This is a genomic window from Arthrobacter bambusae (assembly GCF_030812595.1).
In the GTDB taxonomy this organism is placed as follows: domain Bacteria; phylum Actinomycetota; class Actinomycetes; order Actinomycetales; family Micrococcaceae; genus Arthrobacter; species Arthrobacter bambusae_B.
The window spans coordinates 51,192-77,469 of record NZ_JAUSSZ010000012.1; the positions used below are offsets into that span (position 1 = coordinate 51,192).

Annotated in this window: 17 protein-coding genes, 3 tRNA genes and 1 pseudogene; 10 read left to right on the top strand and 11 right to left on the bottom strand. The window is 63.3% G+C overall.

Features of this window, described 5'->3' with window-relative positions:
* Positions 1-16 precede the first annotated feature (16 nt).
* From metG to ilvD, 8 genes are all read right to left on the bottom strand, one after another.
* Complete coding sequence (gene metG, locus J2S96_RS15600) at positions 17-1,576, bottom strand: methionine--tRNA ligase (protein WP_306865453.1); 1,560 nt, start codon at positions 1,574-1,576, stop codon at positions 17-19.
* A 77-nt stretch (positions 1,577-1,653) separates the two neighbouring features.
* Positions 1,654-2,409 (bottom strand): ABC transporter ATP-binding protein, encoded by a 756-nt coding sequence (locus tag J2S96_RS15605; RefSeq protein ID WP_306865454.1) that lies wholly within the window; start codon positions 2,407-2,409, stop codon positions 1,654-1,656.
* Entirely contained in the window at positions 2,406-5,210 is a 2,805-nt protein-coding gene (locus tag J2S96_RS15610) for an ABC transporter permease (RefSeq protein WP_306865456.1), read from the bottom strand. Before J2S96_RS15610 ends, J2S96_RS15605 begins: the two co-directional genes overlap by 4 nt.
* Positions 5,211-5,420: 210 nt before the next feature.
* The gene (gene serA / locus J2S96_RS15615) at positions 5,421-7,016 is read right to left on the bottom strand and encodes a phosphoglycerate dehydrogenase (RefSeq protein ID WP_306865458.1); all 1,596 of its coding nucleotides are present in this window, start codon (positions 7,014-7,016) and stop codon (positions 5,421-5,423) included.
* Between the two features lie 184 nt (positions 7,017-7,200).
* Positions 7,201-8,226 carry a ketol-acid reductoisomerase gene (gene ilvC, locus J2S96_RS15620; protein WP_306865460.1) on the bottom strand — a complete coding sequence of 342 codons (1,026 nt, stop codon included), beginning with the start codon at positions 8,224-8,226 and terminating at the stop codon, positions 7,201-7,203.
* A gap of 104 nt (positions 8,227-8,330) precedes the next feature.
* Positions 8,331-8,843 carry an acetolactate synthase small subunit gene (ilvN, locus tag J2S96_RS15625; protein ID WP_306865463.1) on the bottom strand — a complete coding sequence of 171 codons (513 nt, stop codon included), beginning with the start codon at positions 8,841-8,843 and terminating at the stop codon, positions 8,331-8,333.
* Positions 8,844-8,845: 2 nt separating this feature from the next.
* Complete coding sequence (locus tag J2S96_RS15630) at positions 8,846-10,747, bottom strand: acetolactate synthase large subunit (protein ID WP_306865465.1); 1,902 nt, start codon at positions 10,745-10,747, stop codon at positions 8,846-8,848.
* 438 nt (positions 10,748-11,185) lie between these two features.
* Positions 11,186-12,907: a dihydroxy-acid dehydratase gene (ilvD, locus tag J2S96_RS15635; protein ID WP_306865468.1), complete on the bottom strand. Its 1,722-nt coding sequence runs from the start codon at positions 12,905-12,907 to the stop codon at positions 11,186-11,188.
* Positions 12,908-13,215: 308 nt separating this feature from the next.
* Between ilvD and J2S96_RS15640 the strand changes: the two genes are divergently transcribed.
* From J2S96_RS15640 to J2S96_RS15650, 3 genes are all read left to right on the top strand, one after another.
* The gene (locus J2S96_RS15640) at positions 13,216-14,310 is read left to right on the top strand and encodes a sunset domain-containing protein (RefSeq protein ID WP_306865470.1); all 1,095 of its coding nucleotides are present in this window, start codon (positions 13,216-13,218) and stop codon (positions 14,308-14,310) included.
* 153 nt (positions 14,311-14,463) lie between these two features.
* Positions 14,464-14,539: transfer RNA gene (locus tag J2S96_RS15645), tRNA-Lys, on the top strand.
* A gap of 70 nt (positions 14,540-14,609) precedes the next feature.
* Positions 14,610-14,685 (top strand) — tRNA-Lys (locus tag J2S96_RS15650).
* 135 nt (positions 14,686-14,820) lie between these two features.
* Here J2S96_RS15650 and J2S96_RS15655 read toward each other — a convergent pair.
* Positions 14,821-15,306 carry a MarR family winged helix-turn-helix transcriptional regulator gene (locus tag J2S96_RS15655; RefSeq protein ID WP_306865472.1) on the bottom strand — a complete coding sequence of 162 codons (486 nt, stop codon included), beginning with the start codon at positions 15,304-15,306 and terminating at the stop codon, positions 14,821-14,823.
* Positions 15,307-15,418: 112 nt separating this feature from the next.
* On the opposite strand from J2S96_RS15655, the gene bcp reads away from it, so the two are divergent.
* The 7 genes and pseudogenes from bcp (at position 15,419) to J2S96_RS15690 (ending at position 24,483) form a co-directional block, all read left to right on the top strand.
* On the top strand, positions 15,419-15,892 hold the full coding sequence (gene bcp, locus J2S96_RS15660; protein WP_306865474.1) for a thioredoxin-dependent thiol peroxidase: 474 nt from the start codon (positions 15,419-15,421) through the stop codon (positions 15,890-15,892).
* A gap of 117 nt (positions 15,893-16,009) precedes the next feature.
* Positions 16,010-16,091: transfer RNA gene (locus J2S96_RS15665), tRNA-Leu, on the top strand.
* 134 nt (positions 16,092-16,225) lie between these two features.
* Positions 16,226-17,893: an ABC transporter substrate-binding protein gene (locus J2S96_RS15670; protein WP_306865476.1), complete on the top strand. Its 1,668-nt coding sequence runs from the start codon at positions 16,226-16,228 to the stop codon at positions 17,891-17,893.
* A gap of 79 nt (positions 17,894-17,972) precedes the next feature.
* Positions 17,973-19,478, top strand: coding sequence for a malate:quinone oxidoreductase (locus tag J2S96_RS15675; RefSeq protein ID WP_306865478.1), 1,506 nt, complete (start codon positions 17,973-17,975; stop codon positions 19,476-19,478).
* A 63-nt stretch (positions 19,479-19,541) separates the two neighbouring features.
* Positions 19,542-22,765, top strand: a pseudogene (locus J2S96_RS15680) (efflux RND transporter permease subunit).
* Positions 22,766-22,891: 126 nt separating this feature from the next.
* The gene (locus J2S96_RS15685; RefSeq protein WP_306865480.1) at positions 22,892-24,022 is read left to right on the top strand and encodes an LLM class flavin-dependent oxidoreductase; all 1,131 of its coding nucleotides are present in this window, start codon (positions 22,892-22,894) and stop codon (positions 24,020-24,022) included.
* A complete protein-coding gene (locus tag J2S96_RS15690; RefSeq protein WP_306865482.1) occupies positions 24,019-24,483 on the top strand; it encodes a MarR family winged helix-turn-helix transcriptional regulator in 465 nt (154 codons plus the stop codon). The genes J2S96_RS15685 and J2S96_RS15690 overlap by 4 nt, the downstream gene beginning before the upstream one ends.
* 3 nt (positions 24,484-24,486) lie before the next feature.
* Here the strand turns inward: J2S96_RS15690 and J2S96_RS15695 are convergent, their stop codons facing one another.
* Complete coding sequence (locus J2S96_RS15695; protein ID WP_306865484.1) at positions 24,487-25,293, bottom strand: transglutaminase-like domain-containing protein; 807 nt, start codon at positions 25,291-25,293, stop codon at positions 24,487-24,489.
* A gap of 78 nt (positions 25,294-25,371) precedes the next feature.
* Entirely contained in the window at positions 25,372-26,163 is a 792-nt protein-coding gene (locus J2S96_RS15700) for a hypothetical protein (RefSeq protein ID WP_306865486.1), read from the bottom strand.
* Between the last annotated feature and the right edge of the window lie 115 nt (positions 26,164-26,278).

Consider the following 26,278-nt stretch of genomic DNA (forward strand, 5'->3'; position numbering starts at 1 on the left):
TTAGGTGAGCGGGCGCCTAGGACTCGGCGGGCTCCTCGTAACGCGGGAAGACCGGGGCCGGGGCCGGAAGCTCGGTGCCGGGGACGATCGGCGCAGCGATGGCGGCGAACTGGCGGGCCTCGCCTTCCGGCTGTCCCAGCACCTCAAGCAGTTTGGCGGCCGACGTCGGCATGACCGGCTGGACAAGGATCGCCACGATCCGGACAACTTCCAGCGTGACGTACAGGACCGTGTTCATGCGCTCGATGTCGGTCTTGCGGAGAACCCACGGGGCCTGCTCGGCGAAGTACGCATTGGTGTCGCCCAATACAGCCCAGATCGCTTCGAGGGCACGGCTGAATTCCTGCTTCTCGAAAGCGGCGCGTGCCACGTCCAGCAGTCCGCCGGCCTGGGCCAGCAGCGCGGAGTCCGCGGCCGAGAAATCGCCGGGTACCGGCACCTTGCCTTCACAGTTCTTGGCCACCATGGACAGCGAACGCTGGGCCAGGTTGCCGAAGTTGTTGGCGAGGTCGGCGTTCATTCGGCCTACGATCGCCTCGTGGTTGTAGCTGCCGTCGGCACCGAAGGGCACTTCGCGGAGGAAGAAGAATCGCACTTGGTCCAGGCCGTACTGCTCCACGAAGTCCTTGGGCGCCACCACGTTGCCGAGGGACTTGGACATCTTGACGCCATTGTTGGTCAGGAAGCCATGGATCATGATGCGCTTCGGCAGTTCCAGGCCGGCGCTCATCAGGAAGGCGGGCCAGAAAATCGCATGGAAACGGGAAATGTCCTTGCCAATGACGTGGACGTCCGCGGGCCAGAACTTACGGAACGCCTCCGATTCGGCATCCGGGTAGCCTACCCCCGTCAGGTAATTCGTCAGGGCGTCAACCCACACGTACATGACGTGCTTGTCGTTCCCCGGCACCGGAACGCCCCAGTCGAATGTCGTCCGGCTGATGGACAGGTCCTGCAGGCCCTGCTTGACGAAGCTGATGACCTCGTTGAAGCGGTACTGGGGCGCGCCGAATTCAGGCTGCTCCTCGTACAGCGCCAGCAACCTGTCCTGGTAGGCGGACAAGCGGAAGAAGTAGCTCTCCTCGGCGGTCCAGGTCACTTCGGTGTCTGTACCGAGGGAGTAGCGGACGCCGTCGTCCTTCAGTACGGTCTCGTCCTCGGTGTAGTACGCCTCATCGCGTACCGAGTACCAGCCCTCGTACTTGGACAGGTAAATGTCCCCCTTGGCTTCCATCTTCTTCCAGATGGCCTGGGAAGCCGCGTAGTGGTCAGCGTCCGTGGTTCGGATGAAGCGGTCGTAGGAGATGCCCAAAGCAGCGTGGGCTGCCTTGTAGATGTCGGCATTCCGGTCCACGAGTTCCTTGGGCGTGATGCCTTCCTTGTCCGCAGCCTGGGCAATCTTCATGCCGTGCTCGTCCGTCCCGGTCAGGAACATCACGTCGTAGCCATCGAGGCGCTTGAACCTGGCCATCGCATCGGTGGCGATGTACTCGTAGGCATGCCCGATATGCGGCTCGCCGTTCGGGTAGGTGATGGCGGTGGTGATGTAGAACGGGGGTTTATCTGGAGACGTCACTCTACGAAGTTACCTTCTCTTGGAGATGGAAGACCGGACCGGCCGCATGTGACGGCCGGTCCGGAGGGCATCGGTTACTAGTTCAATTCGGTCAGCGTATCGCTGAGCCTGACAAGCTCGTGGTCGTGCGACGCCACCAGCACGGCGATCCCGTCATTGGTGGTGTCCTTCAGGATGCTGATGATGCGGTTTGCCGAGGCACGGTCCAGGCTGGCTGTCGGCTCGTCCACCACCAGGACCCGGGTGCCCAGGATCAGCGCCCGGGCGATCGCGACACGCTGGCGCTCACCGCCGGAGAGCTGCGCCGGACGATGGCGCATCCGCCGGCCCAGGCCCACCAAGTCCAGCAAGTCCTTGGCCATTTCGGTGCGCTGCTCCACCTCGCCGTCGGGAACGGCCGGCAACAGCACGTTCTCCAGAGCGCTCATGCCGTCGATCAAGGCGCCGCCCTGGTCCACGTAGCCGATGAGGGCGCGGCGGCGGTCGGCGATCTCGTCGTCGCCCATTTTCTCGAGGGAGTCGCCTTCCCAGAGGACACGGCCCGACGTCGGAAGCGTGAGTCCCGCTCCCACGGTCAAAATGCTGGTCTTGCCTGAGCCGCTCCGCCCGGCGACGCAGTGCATCTCACCGGCGTGCAAGCTCAGGTTGAAGTCCTCGACGACGGTGACCGGCTCGGCGCCTCCCTTGTCGCCGCCGTAGCGGATGGTGATGTTGCTCAACTGCAGGGGCATGCCGTGATCCGTAGCCCGCACAATGGTGTTGGCACGGGTCTGGAACGACTCGTCGGTGGATTCCGTGGTCGCGGTCAGATCGGGTTTGAGATTGTCAGTCATTTGACCACTTTCGTTGCAATGGGAATCCAGCAAATTACGGCCAGCACCCCGGCCAAGGCGGCCCAAAGTGCGGCATAGGGAGCAAGGAGCAGGCCTAGGCCCAGCGCCCCCAGGACGCCCAGGATCAAGGCCGCGGCTCCCACCAAGGCATTTTCGAAGAACCGGACCTGGCCCAGCATGTCCGGGTTCCAGCCCATGGCCCGCAGCGTGCCGAGCTGCTCGCGCCTCGCCTGAAGCTCGAACCGCCCTGTGACCAAGGTCAGCACAAGGCTGACGAGCACCCCGCCGACTGCAAGGATGACGCTCGGCAGCGCAATAGTAGCGGAGGCAAGCCCGCTCAGGGCACTGGATCCTGCTGCGCGCGGGATGTCAATGAGCAACGCGATCAGGGCACCCACGGCCGCGCCGAACACGCCCACTGCGACGGCCAGCGCCACCGAGCTGAAGCGGTGGGTGACCAGTTGGCGGTATGCAAACGTCAGCGGCGAATCCACCGCGATCAGGCGTTCATCGTGTTGCGGTTCCTGGTCCACGACGTCCCGGTGCCGCAATTGCTGGGCCGCAATGAAGGCAGCGGCGCAGTAAATGAACAGCACGGACGCGGAAACAATGACTGTAGCCAGGTTCCAGCTCAGAAGGCTCAGCGCGATCCCTGCTACGGCAACGATCGCCGCGCCGATGCCGAACTCCTCGAGGACCCAGCTGCGGATCTTTCTTTGGGTCCAGCCCATGGCGCGGAGGATCCCGGCCTCGCTGCGTCGCTGTCGGATGTAGCTGACTGTCGAAGCACCGGTCAGGAGAGTTGCCCCGCACAGCGTCAGGAAGAGGAGGGTGATGTTGGTGCCTGTCAGGGAGCCGGAAACGGCGTCGGCCGCATCCTGGCGAACCCACGACTGCTGCACGGTGCCCAGCGCGGATTCCTTGCCGGCGTCGTCCTTGGAGTATCCCGGCACGAAGATATTGGCGTCTTCACGCGCGGAGCCGGCCACCACGGTGGCTTCGAGGCCCATGTCGCGGATCTGGGCCGCGAGCTTGTCGACCTCCGGCTGGGCTTCCTTCCAGTTACCAGGCGCACTGGCACGGACCCGGATGGCATCGATCACGTTTGCGTTGGAATCGTAACCGCGCGCGGCGGCAAGGCCATAGTAGTCGGTGATCGCACCGGCGGACTGGCTGACCAAGCCCGTGGCGCTCAACGAAGGCTTGAGGCCTTTCGCTGCGACGTCATTGCCGGAAGCGTCCTTCTGGAGGGTCATCGGGGCCGGGTCGTAGCCGCCGAGGGGAAGCTTGTTGACGTCGCCTGCTGCTTTCTGGATCTGGGCCGGGTCAAACGTCCCGTAGACCATCGGCAGCGGAGTAGCGGGCTTCGATCCCGTGGAAAGGTTCTCCCGGTACGAGCGCTCATCGACAGGCTTGCGCTGGCTCTGGTCCACCATCGCGCCGAAGGCCGACTTCTCGGGCAGCTTGTTGACGGTAACCCAGTCCCCCGGGGTCGCGGACTTGCCGACGGCTCCATTCGCGGCGGTTTCGCCGTCCTTGTACTTGGGTGCTGCGGCGAAGTCCGTGCTCCACTGGGCAGGTTGGTACAGGCCTTGGCTGAAGTTGCCCGTGTTGCCGAGCAACTGGCTGTGGTCCGTGGATCCGGGCCATTCCAGGGCGAACGGTGACTTTGACACGAAGGGCAAGTAGTCCTTGTCCAAGGAACGCGAGACGGTGCCGACGTCATTGATGACCTTGCCCGAATCATCGATTTCCTGGATCTTGACCGAATACTTCAGGTCCAGTGAGGTTCCCTGCCGGACGATCAATGGAATGGCCTGCGAGGCATCCGTGATCTGGCCGGACAGCTTTGCCTGCTGGTACTGGGTCATGAGGGGTGCCCAATATTTGAGGTTGACGCCCATGAAATCCGGGCCCTGTTCGAGTTCCTGCTGCGTAGGGCTCTTCGCGAACAGTTGTTCGAAGTAGCGGCCGATCGCGCCGGCGTTGCGGGTATCGGCCGGGGGCGCCTTTTGAAGGGGCGCGAGGAAATCTCCGGCCGAGCCCAGGAGGGCGCGCTCCGCGGTCGGATCGACGGCGACGACCGATTCAGTGACCTGTGGGGCCATGGGCAGCGCCACCGAAAGGTTGAAGAGGTTGTGTTCCGAGCCGCCGGCAGGAGCAGGGAACTTGATCCCGGTCTCACCTGCCGGGCCGGCGATGCGGATGCTCTTGCCCCCGGGAGTCTGCTGTTCTACGACCTGGCCCTTGCCGAGCGTGCCTTCAGCACTGGTCTGGAAGAGGGTCTGCTGGGACACTCCGTCCGAGCTCACGGCAGTGGCGGTCAGGCGGTATTTCTTGGGCTGCGCGGAAAGCACCGACTCCGGGGCCGGCCAGCTCTTGGAGTCCGTTCCGGTCGGATCTCCCGCCGTGGCTCCGCCAGCCAGGCCCGCGTTGTAGCCAAGGTAATCCATGGCGTCGAGCCGCGGGGTTTCCAGGTTCTGCGTCACCCGGGAAACGAGGCTGATGGGCGCCGCGACTGCCGTGCCGCTCAGTCCGCGGATCTTCTCAAGTTGCGGGAAGCTGATGCCGCCCTGGCCGTTCGCGATGTCCGGCTGGAGGAGCGCCCCGCCGTCCTTGGTATTGGGGGACTTGGCCTGGACCAGGATGTCGTACAGGCCGCGTGAGTTCTCATCCACTGTCCGGTTCAACGCGGCCTGCGATTGGCTCTGGATGAATACGGACAAACACATGGCGACGATCAAAATGGCCGCGGTCAGCAAAAGCACACGGCTTCTGATGAACCTCTGGACGGCGTTCATAGGGCTCCCTGAGTCCTGGATTGCGGGTGTGCACACTGCTTTCCCTGGACCCATGCCAAGGCAAGAGGGATCCACCGGGTGCGTGCAAAAGTCATTGGCCGGCCTGCCGCCGGTTCCGAATTTCGGACCAAGCCATTGTAGGCAGACCGGCCAATATTATGCGTCCGATGTGAACTGGGGCACAGTTTTCCGGTTCACGCGCTGGGGATGCTAGTCCTCCAGATCCACTTCCCGAACCATGTCGGCGCCGATGCCGGCCTTTATGGCTTCAAGGACCTGCTGCGGGACCGAAGTGTCGATCGTGAGCAGCGCCAGGACCTGGCCGCCTTCGCTCTGGCGGGCCACCTGCATGCCACCGATGTTGATGTTGTTCATGCCCAGGATGTGGCCGATGGTGCCAATGACCCCGGGACGGTCCGCGTACGAAACGACCACCAGGTGCTCGCTGATCGGGATTTCGACGTCGTAACCGTTGACGCCCACAAGCTTCTGGACCTGCTTGGGTCCCGTGAGTGTTCCGGCAACGGAGATCTGCGAGCCGTCGCTGAGTGCACCGCGGATGGTCAGGACGTTGCGGTAGTCCTCGGCTTCCGCCGTCGTGATCAGCCGGGTGTTGATGCCGCGCTGCTCGGCGATGACGGGCGCGTTGACGTAGGAGACCTGCTCGGTCACGACGTCGGCGAACACGCCCTTGAGCGCTGCAAGCTCGAGGACCTTCACGTCCAGGCTGGAGATTTCGCCGGCCACCTCGACGTCGATCTGCGTCAGGGATGCATGGGTCAAGGCAGTGAAGATCCGGCCAAGCTTCTCGATCAGCGGGATTCCGGGGCGAACGTCGGAGGCAATGACGCCACCGGCGACGTTGACGGCATCCGGGACGAGTTCGCCGGCGAGGGCGAGGCGAACGGACTTCGCCACGGAGACGCCGGCTTTTTCCTGGGCTTCATCGGTGGAGGCACCCAGGTGGGGCGTCACGATGACGTTGTCCATGCCGAAGAACGGAAGGTCGGTGCTCGGCTCCTTGACGAAGACATCGATGCCGGCACCCGCGATCTGGCCGTCTTCCAAGGCCTCGTGGAGGGCTTCTTCGTCGATCAGGCCGCCACGGGCAACATTGACCACGTAGGCCGTTTCCTTCATCTTCTTGAAGGCATCGGCGCCCAGCATGCCGACCGTTTCCGGGGTTTTCGGCATGTGGATGGTGATGAAGTCCGACTTCTCCAGCAGTTCGTCCAGGGTGACGAGCCTGACGCCAAGTTGCGCCGCGCGTGCCGAGGTGATGTAGGGGTCGTAGGCGAGGATCTCGGTCTCGAAGCCTTGCAGGCGGGCAGCCACGAGCGCTCCGATGCGCCCGAGTCCGATGATGCCGATCTTTTTCTCGAAGAGCTCGATGCCCGTGTACTTGGAGCGCTTCCACTCGCCGCCTTTCAGGGCGGAACTGGCCTGCGGGATGTGGCGGGCGAGGCTGAGGATGTGGCCGACCGTCAGCTCGGCCGCGGAGACGATGTTCGACGTCGGGGCGTTGACCACCATGACGCCGGCCTGCGTGGCGGCCTTGATGTCCACGTTGTCCAGGCCTACGCCGGCACGCGCGATGATCTTGAGGTTCTTGGCTGCGGCAATCGCCTCGGCGTCCACCTGGGTGGCTGAACGCACGAGGATGGCGTCGACGTCGACGATTGCGGAGAGCAGCTGGGAGCGGTCCGCGCCGTCGGTTTGGCGGATCTCGAAGTCCGGACCAAGGGCCTCGATCGTGGCGGGCGAAAGTTCCTCAGCGAGGAGTACTACTGGCTTGGTGCTAGTCACCGGTGACCTCTTTAGCTCTCTTTTTCAGGTGGGGTTTTGGTGAAACGATTCTTTGACGACGAAGGCCGGACCCGGTATACCGGGTCCGGCCTCCATGCCGGGCGGCTTCATTTCGAGCCTATCCCGAACGGCGTTCTGTGTTGAATTGCTACGGCGCCAGCCGCGACTTCAACTGGTGCCTTGATTAGCGGGCTGCAGAGCCTTCGACGTAGTCCTCGTCCTGCTGCTGCCAGGAGAACAGGGAACGCAGCTCGCGGCCGACACCCTCGATCGGGTGCTGCTCCGCCTTGGCGCGCAGTTCCTTGAATTCGACGGCACCGTTGTCCTGGTCCTCGATGAAGCGCTTGGCGAAGGCTCCGGACTGGATGTCGGCGAGGACGGCCTTCATGTTTTCCTTCACGTCGGGGGTGATGACGCGCGGGCCGGACACGTAGTCGCCGTATTCGGCGGTGTCGGAAACGCTCCAGCGCTGCTTGGCGATGCCGCCTTCCCACATGAGGTCAACGATGAGCTTGAGCTCGTGGAGAACCTCGAAGTAGGCGATCTGCGGCTGGTAGCCGGCTTCGGTCAGGGTTTCGAAGCCGTACTGGATCAGCTGGGAGACGCCACCGCACAGGACGGCCTGCTCGCCGAAGAGGTCCGTTTCGGTCTCTTCGGTGAAGGTGGTCTTGATGACGCCGGCGCGGGTGCCGCCGATCGCCTTCGCGTAGGACTTGGCCAGTTCCCAAGCGGAACCGGATGCGTCCTGCTCGACGGCGATGATGTCCGGGATGCCGCGGCCGGCTTCGAACTCGCGGCGCACGGTGTGGCCGGGAGCCTTCGGGGCCACCAGGATGACGTCAACGCCTTCGGGCGCCTCGATGTAGCCGAAGCGGATGTTGAAGCCGTGGGCGAAGGCGAGAGCCTTTCCTGCGGTCAGCTTGTCCTTGATGGAGTCGTTGTAGATCGCGCGCTGGTGCTGGTCCGGCGCCAGGATCATGATGACGTCGGCCCATTCGGCGGCGTCGGCAACGTTCTTGACCGTGAAGCCTGCGTCCTCGGCCTTGGCGATCGACTTCGAGCCCTCCTTGAGCGCGATGACAACTTCGACGCCGGAGTCGCGCAGGTTCAGCGCGTGGGCGTGGCCCTGGGATCCGTAGCCGACAATGGCAACCTTGCGACCCTGGATGATCGACAGGTCTGCGTCGTCGTCGTAGAACATTTCAGTCACTTGCGTAACTCCTCTTGAGTGGTTTTGTAGATATTGTCTGTGGTTCGGTATCGGGCCTTGAGCAGTACTTAAGCGGTACTTAAGACGGTGTCTTACGCTGTGGCTTAAGCGCTGCGCAGGGCCCTGTCACTCATGGAGCGGGATCCCCGCCCAACGGCCAAGGTGCCGGACTGCACTATTTCGCGGATGCCGAACGGCTCGAGCACTGAGAGCAGCGCTGCGAGCTTTTCCGGGGTACCGGTTGCCTCAATGACCACCGAGTCTGTGGACACGTCGACCACTGAGGCACGGAACAAGTCTGCAGCTTGGGTGACCTGCAGGCGTGTCGCGGCATCCGCACGTACCTTGACCAGGATGTGGTCACGTTGCACGGAAGATTCTGAAGTCAGCTCGACAATCTTGATCACGTTGACCAGTTTGTTGAGCTGTTTGGTGACCTGCTCGATGAGGTCGCCATCGGCGTCGACGACGACGGTCATCCGGGAAATCCCGGAGACCTCGGTAGGTCCAACGGCCAGGGAGTTGATGTTGAAGGCCCTCCGGGCGAAGAGGCTGGCCACGCGGGTCAGCACGCCGGGCTTGTCTTCGACCAGAACGGACAGTGTGTGGCGGGTCATGCCTAGTCCTCCTCTTCCCATTCCGGGGTCATGTTGCGGGCAACCTGGATCTGGTCGTTCGAGACTCCGGAGGGGACCATCGGCCACACCATGGAGTTCGGGCTGACCACAAAATCGATGACCACGGGTCGGTCGTTGATTTCCAGGGCCTTCTGGATGGTGGCGTCGATGTCCTCGTCCCGCTCGCAGCGGAAGGCGGCACAGCCGTAGGCGTCCGCCAGCTTGACGAAGTCCGGGATACGGATGGTGTCGTGGCCGGTGTTCAGGTCGGTGTTGGAGTAGCGGCCTTCATAGAAGAGGGTCTGCCACTGGCGCACCATGCCCAGCGAGGAGTTGTTGATGATGGCAACCTTGATGGGAATCTTATTGATGGCGCAGGTGGCCAGTTCCTGGTTGGTCATCTGGAAGCAGCCGTCGCCGTCGATCGCCCAGACCACGCGGTCGGGTTCGCCGACCTTCGCGCCCATGGCCGCCGGCACGGCGTAACCCATGGTGCCGGCTCCGCCGGAGTTGAGCCAGGCGTGGGGGCGCTCGTACTTGATGAACTGGGCTGCCCACATCTGGTGCTGGCCAACGCCCGCGACGTAGACGCCTTCCGGACCGGTGAGCGCACCGATGCGTTCGATCACCCGCTGGGGTGCACTTAATCCGTCTTCGGGCTCGGTCCAGCCAAGGGGGTAGGTATCACGGAGGTTGTTGAGGAACGCCCACCAGCCGTCGAGGTCCGGGGTGCCGGACTGTTCAAAAGCGTTACGGACGGCCTCGCTCAGTTCAGGAATGATCTCTTTGACGGAGCCGACGATTGGAACGTCAGCCACGCGGTTCTTGGAGATCTCCGCTGGGTCGATGTCTGCGTGGATGATCTTTGCATGCGGGGCGAAGGTGCTGAGGACACCTGTCACGCGGTCGTCGAAGCGCGCCCCAAGGGTGATCAGCAGATCGGATTGCTGCAAAGCGGTGACGGCGGAAACCGTGCCGTGCATTCCGGGCATGCCGACATGCTGGGGGTGGGAATCCGGGAACGCGCCGCGGGCCATCAGCGTGGTCACGACGGGAGCGCCCGTGACTTCGGCGAGTTCCCGGAGTTCGGCCGAAGCATGGGCCTTGACCACGCCGCCTCCGACATACAGGACAGGCTTGCGTGCCGCAGCGATCAGCCGGGCCGCCTCGCGGACCTGCTTGTTGTGTCCGCGGACCACCGGACGGTAGCCGGGCAAATCGATCTTGGGCGGCCAGGAGAAGGTCATGGTGCCCTGCTGCGCATTCTTGGCGATGTCCACAAGGACGGGACCGGGACGACCGGTGCTCGCGAGGTGGAAAGCCTCGGCCATGACATGCGGAATGTCATTGGGATCCGTCACCAGGAAGGAATGCTTGGTGATCGGCATGGTGATGCCGACGATGTCTGCTTCCTGGAAGGCATCCGTGCCGATGACGGACGCCGATACCTGGCCGGTAATGGCCACGAGGGGCACGGAGTCCATGTGGGCATCCATGATGGCGGTAACGAGGTTGGTGGCACCGGGGCCCGAGGTGGCGATGCAGACGCCAACCCGTCCGGTAACCATGGCGTAGCCTTGCGCTGCGTGGCCGGCTCCCTGTTCGTGACGGACCAGGACGTGATTCATCTTGGAGGCCATCAAAGGGTCATAGGTGGGGAGGATCGCGCCACCGGGCAAACCAAAAATATCGTCCACGCCGAGTTCTTCGAGCGAGCGGACAATAGCTTCCGAGCCGGTCATCACCGTTGGGGGTACAACGTTGTTCGGCCCGAGTACAGGAGAGAGAGTTGCAGCATTGTCGACGACGGCGTCAGCCGGACGGTCGACCTTTTCCGGAGCCTTGGGGGCTCCAGCGGACTTTGCAGCCATCAGCGAGGGGCTGATCGGCGATCCTTTGCTCATCGGACTCTTCCTTTGGGGATCTTCAATTAGTGAAAGGTACTGCTTGGGTACTGCGTTCTTGCGGGTTCTTGCTTGATGCGCCTTCTCCTGAAAACAGGAAATAAAAAAACCCCTCAGCCTTGCGGCTCTTCGAGGGGTTGCGCGTGACGGTTCGTTACCAGTCGGGCTAGGAGGCCACGCGCTTGGTAAGTACGACAGTGCCCACGGTGGCGCCGACAGTAACGAATGCGATCATGCGTTCAGTGTTCCCTCTTTGTGAGATTGGTGTCAAACGATGAAGATGTCATCTCACTATGTGGACCTCGTTGTCCACGGATTGGGCATGCTCGCTTTTCCCTGGCGACAAGCCCGCGCTGGCGGCAGGCGGCAGGGCTTAGTAAGGCTGATTCCGAGGTCCCCTGGCGATGCGGCGGCCACGCCGCATCGCCAGGGTAGGAATCACCCGCAGTAGGCGCCCGTCGAGGCGCTGTGCACCAGCTTGGCGTACTTGGCGAGGACACCCTTGCTGAACTTGGCCGGGAGGGGCTCCCAGCCTTCCTTACGGGACTCGAGCTCGGCGTCGTCAACCAAGAGGTCGAATGAACGTGCAGCAATGTCCACGCGGATCTTGTCGCCGTCCTTGACGAAGGCGATCGGTCCGCCGTCGACGGCTTCCGGCGCGACGTGCCCGATGCACAGACCCGTGGTGCCGCCGGAGAAGCGGCCATCGGTCAGCAGGAGCACATCCTTGCCGAGGCCAGCACCCTTGATGGCGCCGGTGATGGCGAGCATCTCACGCATGCCCGGACCACCCTTGGGTCCTTCGTAACGGATCACGACGACGTCTCCGGCCTTGATCTCGCCCTTGTCCAAGGCGTCGAGGGCGCCCTGCTCGCGTTCGAACACGCGGGCAGTGCCTTCGAAGACATCGGCGTCGAAGCCGGCGCTCTTCACGACGGCACCTTCCGGCGCCATCGAACCGTGCAGGATGGTGATGCCGCCGGTCTTGTGGATCGGGTTGTCCAGCGCGCGCAGGATCTTGCCGTCGAGGTCCGGCGGGTTGATCGAGGCGAGGTTCTCGGCGAGGGTCTTGCCGGTAACGGTGAGGCAGTCGCCGTGCAGCAGGCCGGCGTCGAGCAGTGCCTTCATGATGACCGGCACGCCGCCGATCTTGTCGACGTCGGTCATGACGTAGCGGCCGAAAGGCTTGAGGTCGCCCAAGTGCGGGATCTTGTCGCCGATGCGGTTGAAGTCGTCCAGGGTCAGCTCGACCTCGGCCTCGCGGGCAATTGCCAGCAAGTGGAGGACGGCGTTGGTGGAACCGCCGAAGGCCATGGTGACGGCGATGGCGTTCTCGAACGCCTTCTTGGTCATGATGTCCCGGGCGGTGATGCCGAGGCGGAGCAGGTTGACCACTGCCTCGCCGGACTTGCGGGCAAAGTCATCACGACGGCGGTCTGCCGAGGGCGGGGCAGCCGAGCCCGGCAGGGACATGCCGAGTGCTTCGCCGATGCACGCCATGGTGTTGGCCGTGTACATACCGCCACAGGCGCCTTCACCAGGACAGATCGCGCGTTCGATGCGGTCCAGGTCGCCCCTGCTCATCTTTCCGGCGGCGCAGGCGCCCACGGCCTCGAAGGCGTCAATGAGGGTGACTTCCTTCTCCGAGCCGTCTTCGAGCTTGACCCAGCCCGGCATGATGGAACCGGCATAGAGGAAGACGCTGGCGAGATCCAGGCGGGCGGCCGCCATCAGCATGCCCGGGAGGGACTTGTCGCAACCGGCCAGCAAAACGGAGCCATCGATGCGCTCGGCCTGCATGACGGTTTCAACGGAGTCGGCAATGACCTCGCGCGAAACAAGGGAAAAGTGCATGCCTTCGTGGCCCATGGAAATGCCGTCCGAAACGGAGATGGTGCCGAACTGCATGGGGAAACCACCACCGGCGTGAACGCCTTCCTTGGCGCCCTGTGCGAGCCGGTTCAGCGAAAGGTTGCAGGGCGTAATTTCATTCCACGAGCTCGCGACGCCGATTTGGGGCTTGGCGAAGTCGTCATCGCCCATCCCTACGGCCCGGAACATGCCTCGCGCGGGGGCGGCATGGATGCCGTCCGTTACGACCCGGCTGCGTGGCTTGATGTCCGGCTGGTTGTCTGTCGCAATGGGGGTGTGGTCACTCATGGGCACGAGTCTATGACTCCCGGACTGTGAGCAACGACCAGGATTGGCGGGTTTGGGCGAATTTATCGCTATTTCATTCAATATTTCATTCAAATAGCGGACAGGCGTCTCAACATGTGAGACGGACATCACTATCGTACCGCAGCTCCAACCCGCGGCATCGCGCGTCCGTCCGGCGGCATCGCGCGATCCGCGAAAGTGGCGAATCGATTGACCAACATCGATTGACTAACCTAGACAGCCCCGTGACGCGGACGTAACGTCAAATCACGACAACAACTGCGCCACTCGAGCAGAAGGGCTCCCCCATGGATTGGTTGATCTGGGTCATCGTCATTGTGTTGATCGTCGCAATTGTTTGGTGGCTCCTGAGCCGCAACAAGGCAAAGCCTTCCGAAAGCCCCATCTCCCCATCTTCTTCCTCGCCGACCGCCTCGTCGCCACAAATGGACGTCGCTTCCGCCGCCGTGACAGGCTCAGCCCCGCTCGTCGCTGCAACAGCGACCAGCGAACAAGATCTAGCCGAGTCGCGCGCGGCCGAACCCGAGCCGGAACCGGCACCTGCAGCGGGCGACGTCGAGGACCGCGAGCGCCCTGCCCCTCCCCTCGAAACCGGAATGACGGGGACTTCCGAGTCCCCGGCGACCGGAAGCCCGGCGGAGGAGCCCGAGTTCGAGGAGCCCGAGTTCGAGGAGCCCGTTTTCGAGGAACCCACGCTCGCGGAACCGGTCCTGTCCGAAGACGCGGTTTCCAAAGCCCCGGCACCGACCCCTGGCGAGCCGGAACTTGAGGGTGGAGTGACAGCCGACGATGTGACAGCGGCCGACGACGGTCCCTCCGGAGCTGGCGGTCCGGCGTCGGGCACGGAAGCAGCCACGCCCGAACAGTTAGCCGACAGCGCGGAGTGGGAAGCCACGTGGAGCGAAGGCGCACCCGCGGCCGCTGCGCCGATCCATCACCGCGAGTACACGGATGCGCACGCACCGACGCTTCCCGGCGCGGAATCCGCAGCGGCGGAGGCCGCCGATACCTCTGCCGAGACGGCGCAGGCAGATGTGCGAACAGAGGTGCAGGCAGATCGGGGAGGAACTCCCGGCGCGGCCCGGTCGCCCGTTGAGCCGTCGCCTGTTGATGAGTCAACCACCCAGGTCCCGGACTCCACGAACGCATCGCCGCTGGGCGGGCACCTGGCCGCCGAGCAGCCGTACGGTGAAGGCTCGGCTGCGGCCGGCGCCGACGGGAGCGGCCCTGATGGCTACACAGTCAAAGGCAACGCCGACACCATGACCTACCACGATGAAGACAGCCCGTCCTATGACGACGTCAAAGCCGAGGTCTGGTTCGTTTCAAGCGCCCACGCCGAGGCGGCAGGTTTCCGGCCACCTCGCAGGAACCGCCGCTGACCCTGACTTTTCACCGCTCCTGAAGCGCCCCCGGAGGTGACGCGGAGTAGGTCCGTGCCGATTTCACACTTCGGCAACTGTCGTGTAGAGTTACATGTCGTTGCGGAGATCAACGAGGGAAGAAAAGCCCTCCGTTGATTGAAATCGACAAATGCACCTCTAGCTCAATTGGCAGAGCAATTGACTCTTAATCAATGGGTTCCGGGTTCAAGTCCCGGGGGGTGCACCAAAGGGAACAACCCTTGAGCGGCAGCAGCCGCTCAAGGGTTATTTCTTTGCGTTGCGAGCAACAAACAATTGCACCTCTAGCTCAATTGGCAGAGCAATTGACTCTTAATCAATGGGTTCCGGGTTCAAGTCCCGGGGGGTGCACCAAAAGGAAGATCCCTGGATGGCTGAATGGCCGTCCAGGGATCTTTTTTGCTTTTCGGCCGGCTTCGCGTTTTCGGCGCCTCGATCCGGACCCCACTTCACCGGGCCGAGACTTCACCCGGGCCGGCCTGCGGAGGCTTATTTGGAAGCTTCGCCGGACGCCAGGCCTGAATCCATTGCGACAATCTCGTTTGCAACCGCCGAGGATTGGTTGGTCGCCAGCTCCCGCACCAGTGCTTGAAGTTCCCGCCGCAGTTTGGCTGTATCCACGGGTACAGGTTCGAGCACTTCGCGTTCCAGCTGCGTGGCGAGCCCCAGGGTGTGCTCCCCCGCCTCGGTCAAACTAACCACCTGGCTCCGGCGGTCGGACATGCTGCGCGCACGGCTGACGTGGCCGTGGGCCTCGAGCCTCGAGAGCGTCTTCCCCATTGTCTGCGCCTGAACCCGGACGATCTGCGCGAGCGTCGACTGGGTGGTCGGTCCCTTGACGGCAAGAACTTCCATGACAATGACCCCGGCATGGGTCAGGTCCATACCGCGCAATTTCTCGTTCCAGGCATGCTCCACGAGACGCGCGGCCGTGGAGAGCAGGCGCCCGGTGGGCCACCGTTCCATATCAGGCATAAATGTCAGTATATAGACCACTCCGAGCGGATCAGGCTCCGGAGGGCGCAATTCGTGAAGCGCGCGACTCGTCACTAAGCTAAGTGGTCGCGGACGCTAGCAAGGAGCACAAATGGCTGAACGACTCATTCCCGGCGACTTTGCGCCGGACTTCACCCTCAAAGACCACACGGGTCGCGAGGTCAGCCTGGCCTCGCAGCGCGGCCGTAATACGGTCATCTACTTCTACCCGGCGGCTTCCACGCCGGCATGCGCCAAGCAGGCCTGCGACTTCCGGGATTCCCTCGCCGCCCTTCAGGCTGCCGGTTACGACGTCCTGGGTATCTCTCCGGACACGGTAAAGGACCTGGAAAAGTTTGCGGCCGAAGAATCACTCACCTTCCCCCTGCTTTCCGACGAAGGACACCGGGTAGCCGACGCTTATGCGGCATGGGGCGAAAAGAAGAACTATGGGCGCACGTACCAAGGGCTGATCCGCTCAACGATCGTGGTGGATCCCGACGGCAAGGTTGCCGTGGCCCAGTACAACGTGCGGGCTACCGGCCATGTCGCGAAGCTCCGCAGGGATCTCAAGCTCGACAAATAGCCACAGCGCGGCCGCAGAGCCGCGGCTGCACCGGCCGGTGCAAAACCGCGGGTACAATAGAGGCCGGTATATGACCGTAGCGGGGAATCCCGCAAACCGGTCCGGGTACCAGCGCCAGCGCGAGTGGTGAAATTGGCAGACACGCAGGATTTAGGTTCCTGTGCCTTCGGGCGTGGGGGTTCAAGTCCCCCCTTGCGCACCTTCATGAAGTGCCCCGGTCCTTGGCCCGGGGCACTTCCCGTTTTCAGCCAGGACTCAGTGCCCTGAACTAGACTGGACTGCGGTCCGGCTGCCACGGGCCCCAGCCCGTCCAACTGCCTTGAGGGGACAAGAGTGGTAAGCAGCAAGCTTCGCCGAGTCGCGCTACAAATCGGCGCAGGCCTTCTGGCCGTGGCTTTGACCTCGTGCACGGTAAGTCCCGGACCGGCACCGTCAACATCGTCCGCAGGCGACGCGCCGGCGGAGCCGAGCAAGACCTTCAACTTCGGCACCCCGTCGATGCCCCTTGGCCTCGATCCTGCACTGACGAACGACGCCGAATCGTATCGAGTCACCCGGCAAGTGATGGAAGGCCTCGTAGGAGTCGACCCGTCCACCGGTCAACCGACCCCCTTGCTTGCCACATCCTGGTCGCAAGGAAACGACGGACTCAGCTACGACTTCATGTTGCGCTCGAAGGTCACCTTCCACGACGGAACCGCGTTCGACGCCGCTGCAGTCTGCAGTAACTTCAACCGTTGGTTTAACTTCCCCGCAGCCGTGCGGCAGCAAGTCGCGGGCATCCCCTTCAAGAGCGTTTTCAAGTCATTCTCGGACGAGGCGTCGCTGTCGCTCTTCAAGAACTGCAAGGTTGTCTCTGCCGACCACGTGCAAATCAACCTGACCAAGCCCTTCACCGAATTCCTTCAGGCCTTGACGCTGCCGGCGTTCGCAATGTCATCCCCGAAAGCAATGGCCGACGGCAACGCCAACGTCCTTGACAAGAAATTGGCAGGGCAGCCGGCCTCGGCCTACGCCTCCCACCCGGTGGGCACCGGTCCTTACGCTTTCTCCTCCTGGAGCCAAGACCGCATCACCCTCACCAGCTACAAGGGGTACTGGGGCAACCGGGGAGAGATTGCCACAGTCAACTTCATTCCGTTCGACTATCCGCAAAGCCGTCTTCAAGCGCTGCTTGCAGGAAAAATCGACGGCTACGACCTGGTCACTGCGGACACCTTCGACCAACTGGTCAAGAAGGGCATGCAAATCGTCCAACGGGATCCGTTCTCCGTGATGTATCTGGGAATGAATGAGTCCGTGGCGCCGCTCCAGAATCTCGGCGTGCGCCAGGCAATCGAGATGGCCATCGACAAAGACACCCTTATCCACAAGTTCTTCATCGACAACACCTCTCCGGCGTCCCAGTTCGTTCCCCCCAAGCTAAGTGGCTTCAACAACAACGCACCGTCCTTGGGATACGACCCGGATAAGGCCAAGCAGCTGCTCGCCAAGTCCGGTTACAAGGGCGAGGAACTCAAGTTCTACTACCCGCTCAATGTCACCCGCGCCTACCTTCCCACTCCGGAAAAGATCTACGCCGAGATCAGCGCAGAGCTCACTGCCATCGGACTGAACATCAAGCCGGTACCCGTGAGCTGGGATAACGGCTACCTCCAGAAGGTCCAATCCCCGGGAGACCATGCGCTGCATTTGCTCGGTTGGAATGGCGCCTACTCCGACCCCGACAATTTCGTCGGCACCCTTTTCGGAGAGAACAACGGCGAGTTCGGCTACAGCGATCCCCAGGTGTTCTCAAAGATCGACCGGGCCCGGGGACTCCCCGAGGGCGCCGACCGCAACTCCCAGTACCAGACCATCAATGCCCAGATTGCCGCGACCGTCCCCGCAGTACCCATCGCGTTCCCCATCTCGGCGTTGGCCCTTTCCGACCGCGTCGAGAAGTACCCTGCGTCGCCTGTCTTAAACGAAGTTTTTACAAACGTTCGCCTGAAGTCTTGACGACCCGGCGCAATTTCAGTTATGGCCCCACGCGGGGATATTCTGTGACAGCCAGTGCCGCCGCTATCGGAGATAGATCGTGACCTTCATTTCCAAGACACACCACGCTGACGTCGTCCTTATTGGGGGCGGAATCATGAGCGCAACCCTGGGTGCGTTCATCAAGCAACTCGAACCCAGCTGGACCATCTCCCTCTTCGAGCGCCTCGACGAAGTCGGCCTGGAAAGCTCCGGACCGTGGAACAACGCGGGAACCGGGCATGCAGCGCTCTGTGAGCTTAATTACTCCCCCGCAGCTAAGGACGGCTCGGTGGACCCGTCCAAGGCCCTCCACATCAACGAGCAGTTCCAGCTTTCCCGCCAGTTCTGGTCACACCTGGTGGACAACAAATTGATCGGCTCCCCCAAGGGCTTCATCAACACCGTCCCGCACATGAGTTTCGTCATCGGCGACAAGCACGCAGACTTCCTCAAGGCCCGCTACGAGGCGCTCAAGCCCAACACGCTCTTCCGCAGCATGGAATACACGGAGGACCAGGCACAGATCGCCAAGTGGGCTCCGTTGATCGTCAAGGGCCGCGACGCCAAGCAGCGCGTTGCCGCCACCCGCGCGGCCGAGGGCACCGACGTCGACTTCGGAGCTTTGACCCGTGAGCTGACCGGGTACCTCGCCGCCAACGGCGTCGAAGTCAACTACGGCCACAACGTCACCAACGTCAGCAAAGCCTCCGACGGCGGCTGGGACCTTTCGCTCAAGCACCCGGCTTCCGGCGAGCACGGCCAGATCCACGCCAAGTTCGTCTTTGTCGGCGCCGGCGGTGGAGCACTCCACCTGCTCCAGGCATCGGGCATCCCGGAAAGCAAGGGTTATGGCGGATTCCCGGTGTCCGGGCAGTTCTTCCGCTGCACCGACGAGGCCATAGCCAGCCAGCACGGCGCCAAGGTATACGGCCAGGCCTCCGTGGGCGCCCCGCCTATGTCGGTTCCGCACCTTGATACCCGCTACGTTGACGGCAAGCGTTCGCTGCTTTTCGGCCCGTATGCCGGCTTCTCCACCAACTTCCTCAAGACGAGCAGCTACCTTGACCTGCCGCTGTCCATCCGCCCGAGCAACATCATTCCGATGCTGGCCGTGGCCAAGGACAACATGGACCTGACTGCGTACCTGATCAAGGAAGTGGCCAAGCGCCACGACGCCAAGGTGGAGTCCCTCCGCGAGTACTACCCCCAGGCCGACGGCGGCAATTGGGAGCTCATCACCGCAGGCCAGCGTGTGCAGATCATCAAGAAGGACTCGAAGAAGGGTGGCGTGCTGCAGTTCGGCACCGAAGTCATCACGGCGCGTGACGGCTCGATCGGTGCACTGCTCGGCGCTTCCCCCGGCGCCTCCACTGCCGTTCCCATCATGATCGAGATGCTCCAGCGCGCCTTCCCGAAGAACTTCAAGGGATGGCAGTCCAAGCTCAAGGAAATGATGCCGGGTTACGGCGTCAAACTGAACAGCAATCCGGAACTCGCGGCCGAGCTGGAAGCGAGCACTGCCCGTTCGCTCCAACTTGAGCCGGCCGACGCCGTCCAGCACTAGCAACCGCCCGGGCTGCGGCCGGTTCACGACACGAGACAGACCGTAGATCCCAGGGAGAGTGCAGTGTTCCGTCTGGCAAAGCTTTCACTGGCGAACAGGGCACTGATCGCGCTGATCACCGTCTTCGCGGCGGTGTTCGGCGTGATCACCATGTCTTCCCTGAAGCAGGAGCTCATCCCCTCGATCGAGTTCCCGCAGATCTCGGTGATCACGGCCATGCCCGGCGCGTCCCCGGACGTTGTCGACAAGCAGCTCAGCCGCCCGCTCGAAACAGCATTGAACAGCGTCGAGGGCCTGGAATCGACCACCTCGACGTCGCGGAACGGTGTTTCGCAGATCACCATGGTGTTCACGTACGGCTCGAACCTGGACCGCGCACGCAACCAGATCGATCGCGCCATCTCCAACGCCAAGCGTGTACTTCCGGCCGATGTCCAGCCCCAGTCCTTTGCAGGCAGCATCAGCGACTTCCCGATCGTGTACCTGGCGGTGTCCTCGGACAAGCCCCTCAGCGGGTTGAACGCGGACCTGCAGCGCTTGAGTGTTCCCCGACTCCAGAAACTGGACGGAGTCCGCAGTGCTGACGTGACGGGCGGAGCCACCCAGCACATCCTGATCCAACCCAAGGCCCAGGCCATGGCCGCGAACGGTGCCACGGTCCAGTCGCTCACGAACGCCCTCAAGAACAACGGACGCTGGTCCCGGCCGGAACCATCGAGGACCAGGGCAAGACGCTCTCCCTGCAGATCGGGAGCCCGGTTGACTCCCTCGACGTCATCAAGGGCTTGCCGCTCACCGGTGCGAAGGCCGGCACCACAATCGGCGGGGTTGCCGACGTGAGCATTCAGGACGACGCCGCGACCTCCATTACCCGGACCAACGGGAAGCCGACGCTGGCCCTGTCCATCACAAAGAAGCCCGACGGCGATACGGTCGCCATTTCGCATGCCGTCAAGGATTCCATTCCCAACATGGAAGCCGAACTCGGCTCCAATGCGCATTTCACCCCGGTGTTCGACCAGGCCCCCTACATCGAGAAGTCCATCAAGGACCTCACCACGGAAGGCCTTCTTGGACTCGGCTTCGCTGTGGCAGTCATTCTTGTGTTCCTGATGTCCGTGCGTTCCACACTGGTGACGGCGGTGTCCATTCCCTTGTCGCTCCTGATCACGTTCATCGGAATATCGGCGACCCACTACTCGCTCAACATCCTCACCCTCGGCGCGTTGACCATCGCGATCGGCCGGGTGGTGGACGATTCGATCGTGGTGATCGAGAACATCAAGCGGCACCTCAGCTACGGCGAACACAAGCTCGAAGCCATCTTCAATTCCATCCGGGAAGTTGCCGGTGCCATCACGGCGTCCACCCTCACCACAGTCGCCGTCTTCCTGCCGATCGCGTTCGTGGGCAACCTCGCCGGCGAACTGTTCCGGCCCTTCGCCCTGACAGTGACCATCGCCCTGTTGTCCTCGTTGCTCGTATCCCTGACCATCGTTCCGGTGCTGGCATACTGGTTCCTCAAGTCGCCGTCGCCTGCCGCGGCCGCCGTGGACCGGCGTGCCGCGGAGGACGCCCGGACAAAGGGGCATGAGGCAGAGCAACGCAGCCTCCTGCAGCGCGGGTACTTGCCCATCCTGGTCAAAACCCAGAGGCATCCGATCATCACGATCGTCGCCGCTGTCCTTGTATTGGGTGGAACGGCGGCCATGTCCCCGCTGCTCGCCACGGACCTGCTGGGCGACTCCGGCCAGAACAGCATGACCGTGCGCCAGGTACTTCCCGCCGGGACCAGCCTGGAGCAGACCGACGCCGCCGCCGCGCAGGTGGAGTCGGTCCTCCGCGGAATCGATGGCATCAAAGATGTCCAGGTCACGTCGGGCAACGCCCAGACGGGTTTCGCCGCGCTCACCTCAACCGGCGCTTCCAACTCGACGTTCACCGTGGTGACGGACGATAAGGCCGACCAGCAGAAACTGCAGGATACGGTGCGGTCCCGCCTCGCCGGGGCCTCTCCTGCCGGGAAGGTCACCGTCGGCGCACAGCAAGGGGGCCTGGGCACGTCCTCCAGCGTGGACATCACCATCAACGCCGCCAACAGTGCGGATCTCAAGACCGCGAGCGACGCCGTGGCGAAGGCCATGGACGGCGTACCAGGGAGCTCGGAGGTCGCCACCAACCTGGATGCCAGCCAGTCCGTGGTCCAGGTCAAGGTCGATCGCGCCAAAGCTGTCGCCGCCGGGCTGAACGAAGAACAAGTTGCCGGCGTCCTGGCTTCCACAGTGAGTCCCATCCCCGCAGGCACCGTCCGTATCGACACGACGGACTTCCCGGTACAGATCGGCGAAGGCACCCACTTCAAGAGCATCGCCGAGGTCAGCGCCATCAGTCTCCCGACGCCGGCCGGGCCCGTGCCGCTGTCCAACATCGCGTCGGTGCAGCAAGTGGACACTCCGGTAACGATCACCAGCAGCAACGGCCAGCGGACGGCGAAGGTGACCGTCACGCCGTCGGGCTCCAATCTGGGCGCCGTCAGCACGGCAGTCAGCGACCGGCTCGCCTCCGTGCAACTGCCGGCAGGCGTCACCGCCACGATCGGCGGCGCCACGACGCAGCAGGCGGACTCGTTCCGCCAGCTCGGCCTCGCGCTCCTGGCAGCCGTCGCCATTGTCTATGTCATCATGGTGGCCGCCTTCAAGTCCCTCGTCCAGCCGCTCATCCTGTTGGTGTCCGTGCCGTTTGCGGCGACCGGTGCCATCGCTTTGCTCCTGGTCACGGGAGTTCCGCTCGGACTGCCGTCCCTGATCGGAATGCTGATGCTGGTGGGAATCGTGGTGACGAATGCGATCGTCCTGATCGACCTCATCAACCAGTACCGCAAGCCACACGATGGAAGCCCGGGAATGAGCGTGGCGGAGGCCATCACCCACGGTGCCCAGCAGCGGCTACGTCCGATCCTCATGACCGCACTTGCGACCGTCTTCGCGCTGACGCCCATGGCTTTGGGAATCACGGGAGGCGGCGGGTTCATTTCCCGGCCGCTCGCGATCGTGGTCATCGGCGGCCTTGTTTCGTCCACGGCGTTGACGCTGGTCCTTGTCCCCGTCCTCTACAAACTGGTCGAAGGCCGACGGGAGAAGAAAGGCCTGCTCAAGGCACTCACGCAACGCCACGACGTCGTGAAGGACGGCGTTGCCGGCCACGGGGAGGGCGAACACCTGGACTGGACCACGGGAACGATCCCCAAAGTCTCCGGCCGCCGTTCCGCTTCAAGCCCCGCGGAGTAGGGCGACACAGCGGGAACAAAATGATGCCATGCCCTGTTGCAGGCAGTGATACATGCAAATGCATCTATTTTGGGATAGAATGTTGGCAGAGCCCGGATATCAATCGGGCAGGCAGAAAGGCACATCATGGAGATCGGCGTATTCAGCGTCAGCGACATCACCACTGACCCCACCACGGGCCACACCCCCAGCGAGAACGAGCGCATCAAGGCCGCCGTCGCCATCGCCAAGAAGGCCGAAGAGATCGGCATGGATGTCTACGCGATCGGCGAGCACCACAACAGGCCCTTCTTCTCGTCGTCCCCCACCACCACGCTCGCCTACATCGCGGCGCAGACTGAACGCATCACGCTCTCAACCTCCACCACGCTGATCACCACGAACGATCCGGTCAAGATCGCCGAGGACTTCGCGATGCTCCAGCACTTGGCGGACGGCCGCGTGGACCTCATCATGGGCCGCGGCAACACCGCCCCCGTCTACCCTTGGTTCGGCAAGAATATCCAGGACGGGATCGAGCTCGCCGTGGAGAACTACTCCCTGCTGCGCCGCCTCTGGGACGAGGACACTGTGAATTGGAGCGGCAAGTACCGCACCCCGCTACAGAACTTCACCTCCACGCCCCGCCCTCTCGACGGCGTCCCGCCGTTCGTCTGGCACGGCTCCATCCGCAGCCCGCAGATCGCGGAACTTGCCGCGTACTACGGTGACGGCTTCTTCGCCAACAACATCTTCTGGCCCAAGGAGCACTACCAGCAGCTGATCGGCCTGTACCGCGAACGCTACGAGCACTACGGCCACGGCAAGGCGGACCAAGCCATCGTCGGGCTGGGCGGGCAGTTCTTCATGCGCAAGAACTCCCAGGACGCAGTGAAGGAGTTCCGTCCGTACTTCGACAATGCACCGGTATACGGCCACGGGCCTTCGCTCGAGGACTTCACGTCCCAGACTCCGCTAACGGTCGGCAGCCCGCAGGAAGTCATCGAAAAGACCCTGACCTTCCGCGAGTACTTCGGCGACTACCAGCGCCAGCTGTTCCTCGTGGACCACGCGGGCCTGCCGCTCAAGACCGTCCTGGAACAGCTGGACCTCTTCGGCGAAGAAGTCCTGCCGGTCCTGCGCAAAGAGTTCGAGGACCGCAAGCCGGCCCACGTACCTGACGCGCCCACCCATGCATCCCGGGTGGCAGCATCCGTGGCCTCGGCCAGTGAGGCTGCAGCCGATTCCGTCAGCGACAACGCAGGGCGGACCCCGTGACCACCACAGCGCCGGGCTCGTCGGGCGTGCGCCTCGCCGCCGAAACCTGGGAGTCCTTGTTCCGCTCCCAAGTGGCGGTGATGCGCCGGCTCCAGGCCGGGCAGGCGTTCAAGAAGCTGCCTATCAAGGAGTATGACGTCCTGTTCACCCTCTCCCGGTGCCCCACGGGCAAGCTGCGGCTGAACGAGATCAACGACCACGTCCTGCTCAGCCAATCCAGCCTGAGCCGGCTGGTTGAAAGGTTGGAGAAGCGCGGGCTCGTGGAGCGCAGCACCGCCCCCGACGACGGACGCGGGATACTGCTGGGGCTTACCCCGGCAGGACAGGAACTGCAGAAAGAGATCGGCCGCGAGCATGTCCGCGACATTGCCGAACTTGTGGCGCCTGCGCTGACTGCCGACGAACAGCGTGAGCTTCTACGCCTGACGCAAAAGCTCCAAGCGTTCGTCGCGAGCAAGTAGTCGCTAGCGGAGAACGACGAGCTGTGCCGGATCCTCATCCGGCAGCTCGTCGGCCACTACCGCGGTGACCTTCAAGCTCTTCAACGACAGGCTGCCGCCCACAGTGGACAGGAACGCGGTATCCGAGGAATCGCGTCCGGCTGTGATGCGGAGCATGGATTCGCGCGGAGCCAGGCCGGTGGGATCGATCACGTACCACGTTCCGTCGATGTGGGCCTCTGCCACGGCGTGGAAATCCATGGGGCTCAAACCGGGCGCATACACTGCGGCGAGCCGGGCCGGGATGTCCTTCGAACGCAGGAGGGCGATGGCAAGGTGGGCGAAGTCCCGGCAAACGCCTTTGCGATGCAGGAGCGTTTCCACCGCTCCATCCGTTCCCCGCGAGGAACCGCTGACGTACCGGAGCTCGTCGTGGACCCAGTTGCGGACGGCCAGCAACAGCTCCCCGCCGTGCAGCCCGCCGAACTCGGCATACGAGGTCGGAAGGAGACGATCGGATTCGGCATAGCGGCTGGGCCGCACGTAGCGGATGAGCTCCATCCGGGAGGACTCATCGGGGACGCCGAGGCCCTCCACCGAGGCGCGGTAATCGACCGTTACCTCGCTGGGTTCGGCGAACTCCATGTAGTGGAAACGTCCGCCGTGATGGTCCGTCAGTTCAATGAGCGGAACGGCTTCGCCTTCCACCGTGACTGACAGCTCTTCGGTCAACGAGTCGTAACCTGGATTGCTGGCCACGGCGATTGCCATAGCCACTTTGGTGTTGGCGACGGTCTTGAAAACGAGCTGGGCAGCAACGGTACGTTCCATGGATCTCCGGAGTGTTGCGGCTGGACAACCCACTAATTGTGCGGAGTTGGCGCCGACGAGCGTCTGTCAATCGTGGTTCTACAGATTGACCTTCAGAGACAATAGCATCCGCTGGACGTTGGCGAATTCCGAACTCTGGTCAACGTACTTGGCGGCTTGGTCCAACGTGTCGAAGGACTTCGCGGGAGCAACTACCTCGTCCGTGGCGAACGCGTGCAGGGAAGGCATGTCCCCGAAGTAGTAGTTGCCCTTTCCCGAGGGGCCCACCACCAGGTTGCGCAACTGGCAGGCGTGGGCATCGGATCCAGCCACCAAGTTGGTGATGCCATACGAGCCGAAGAATTTGTAGCCTTGGATGACCCGGAAGACCACGTGCGGGGGGATCGTGGAATCACCGTCCGCATGGGGCAGGTCAATAGGCACGCTGCTGACCACGACGTAGGGACGCTTGGCGGCTGGATTGCAGTCAGCCGGGCTCGCCGAGGGCAAACCCGTGTGAAGGGTCGCCAGATACCCTCCCTTGGCATCTTTCACCTCGACTTTCAGGGCGCCCGGCATGGAACCGGCGTCCGGCGTGACCGATTGCGCAATCCAGTCGCTCGGAAGGTCGAAGCTGACCTTCTTGGCCGGATCCGAGTATGTCTTCCACGCCGAGGCGGTCGCACCCGCTGTCGCCGTACTTGCTGCCGAAGGGCTCCCCGGACCAGTGGAACCGCCCGACGGCGTCGCGGTCCCAGGTGCCGCACTGTCGGCCCCGGCTGTCCACACGGGTCCGCCCTTGCCCTCGGAACTGCAGCCGGCCGCGGCGACCGTGATGAGCGCACCCAGGACGGCGACTGAAACCTTCAACGGGATCCGCTTTGCTCTCATGCGCCCCAGCCTAGCGGCGTCGAACCGGCCGCCGGCCCGTCCGGATCGGCGTTTCGCACTTCCAGACCCGGCCGATGCGCTCCTGACGCCGCGTCGGCCCGCGCCGTAGGACTAG

What these genes read in the sequence shown, in the direction of transcription:
- J2S96_RS15655 (WP_306865472.1), bottom strand. Translation starts at nt 15,306, where the DNA reads ATGCCTGATATGGAACGGTGGCCCACCGGGCGCCTGCTCTCCACGGCC.
- J2S96_RS15630 (WP_306865465.1), bottom strand. Translation starts at nt 10,747, where the DNA reads ATGAGCAAAGGATCGCCGATCAGCCCCTCGCTGATGGCTGCAAAGTCC.
- J2S96_RS15695 (WP_306865484.1), bottom strand. Translation starts at nt 25,293, where the DNA reads ATGGAACGTACCGTTGCTGCCCAGCTCGTTTTCAAGACCGTCGCCAAC.
- ilvD (WP_306865468.1), bottom strand. Translation starts at nt 12,907, where the DNA reads ATGAGTGACCACACCCCCATTGCGACAGACAACCAGCCGGACATCAAG.
- J2S96_RS15610 (WP_306865456.1), bottom strand. Translation starts at nt 5,210, where the DNA reads ATGAACGCCGTCCAGAGGTTCATCAGAAGCCGTGTGCTTTTGCTGACC.
- J2S96_RS15640 (WP_306865470.1), top strand. Translation starts at nt 13,216, where the DNA reads ATGGATTGGTTGATCTGGGTCATCGTCATTGTGTTGATCGTCGCAATT.
- bcp (WP_306865474.1), top strand. Translation starts at nt 15,419, where the DNA reads ATGGCTGAACGACTCATTCCCGGCGACTTTGCGCCGGACTTCACCCTC.
- J2S96_RS15605 (WP_306865454.1), bottom strand. Translation starts at nt 2,409, where the DNA reads ATGACTGACAATCTCAAACCCGATCTGACCGCGACCACGGAATCCACC.
- ilvN (WP_306865463.1), bottom strand. Translation starts at nt 8,843, where the DNA reads ATGACCCGCCACACACTGTCCGTTCTGGTCGAAGACAAGCCCGGCGTG.
- J2S96_RS15700 (WP_306865486.1), bottom strand. Translation starts at nt 26,163, where the DNA reads ATGAGAGCAAAGCGGATCCCGTTGAAGGTTTCAGTCGCCGTCCTGGGT.
- J2S96_RS15685 (WP_306865480.1), top strand. Translation starts at nt 22,892, where the DNA reads ATGGAGATCGGCGTATTCAGCGTCAGCGACATCACCACTGACCCCACC.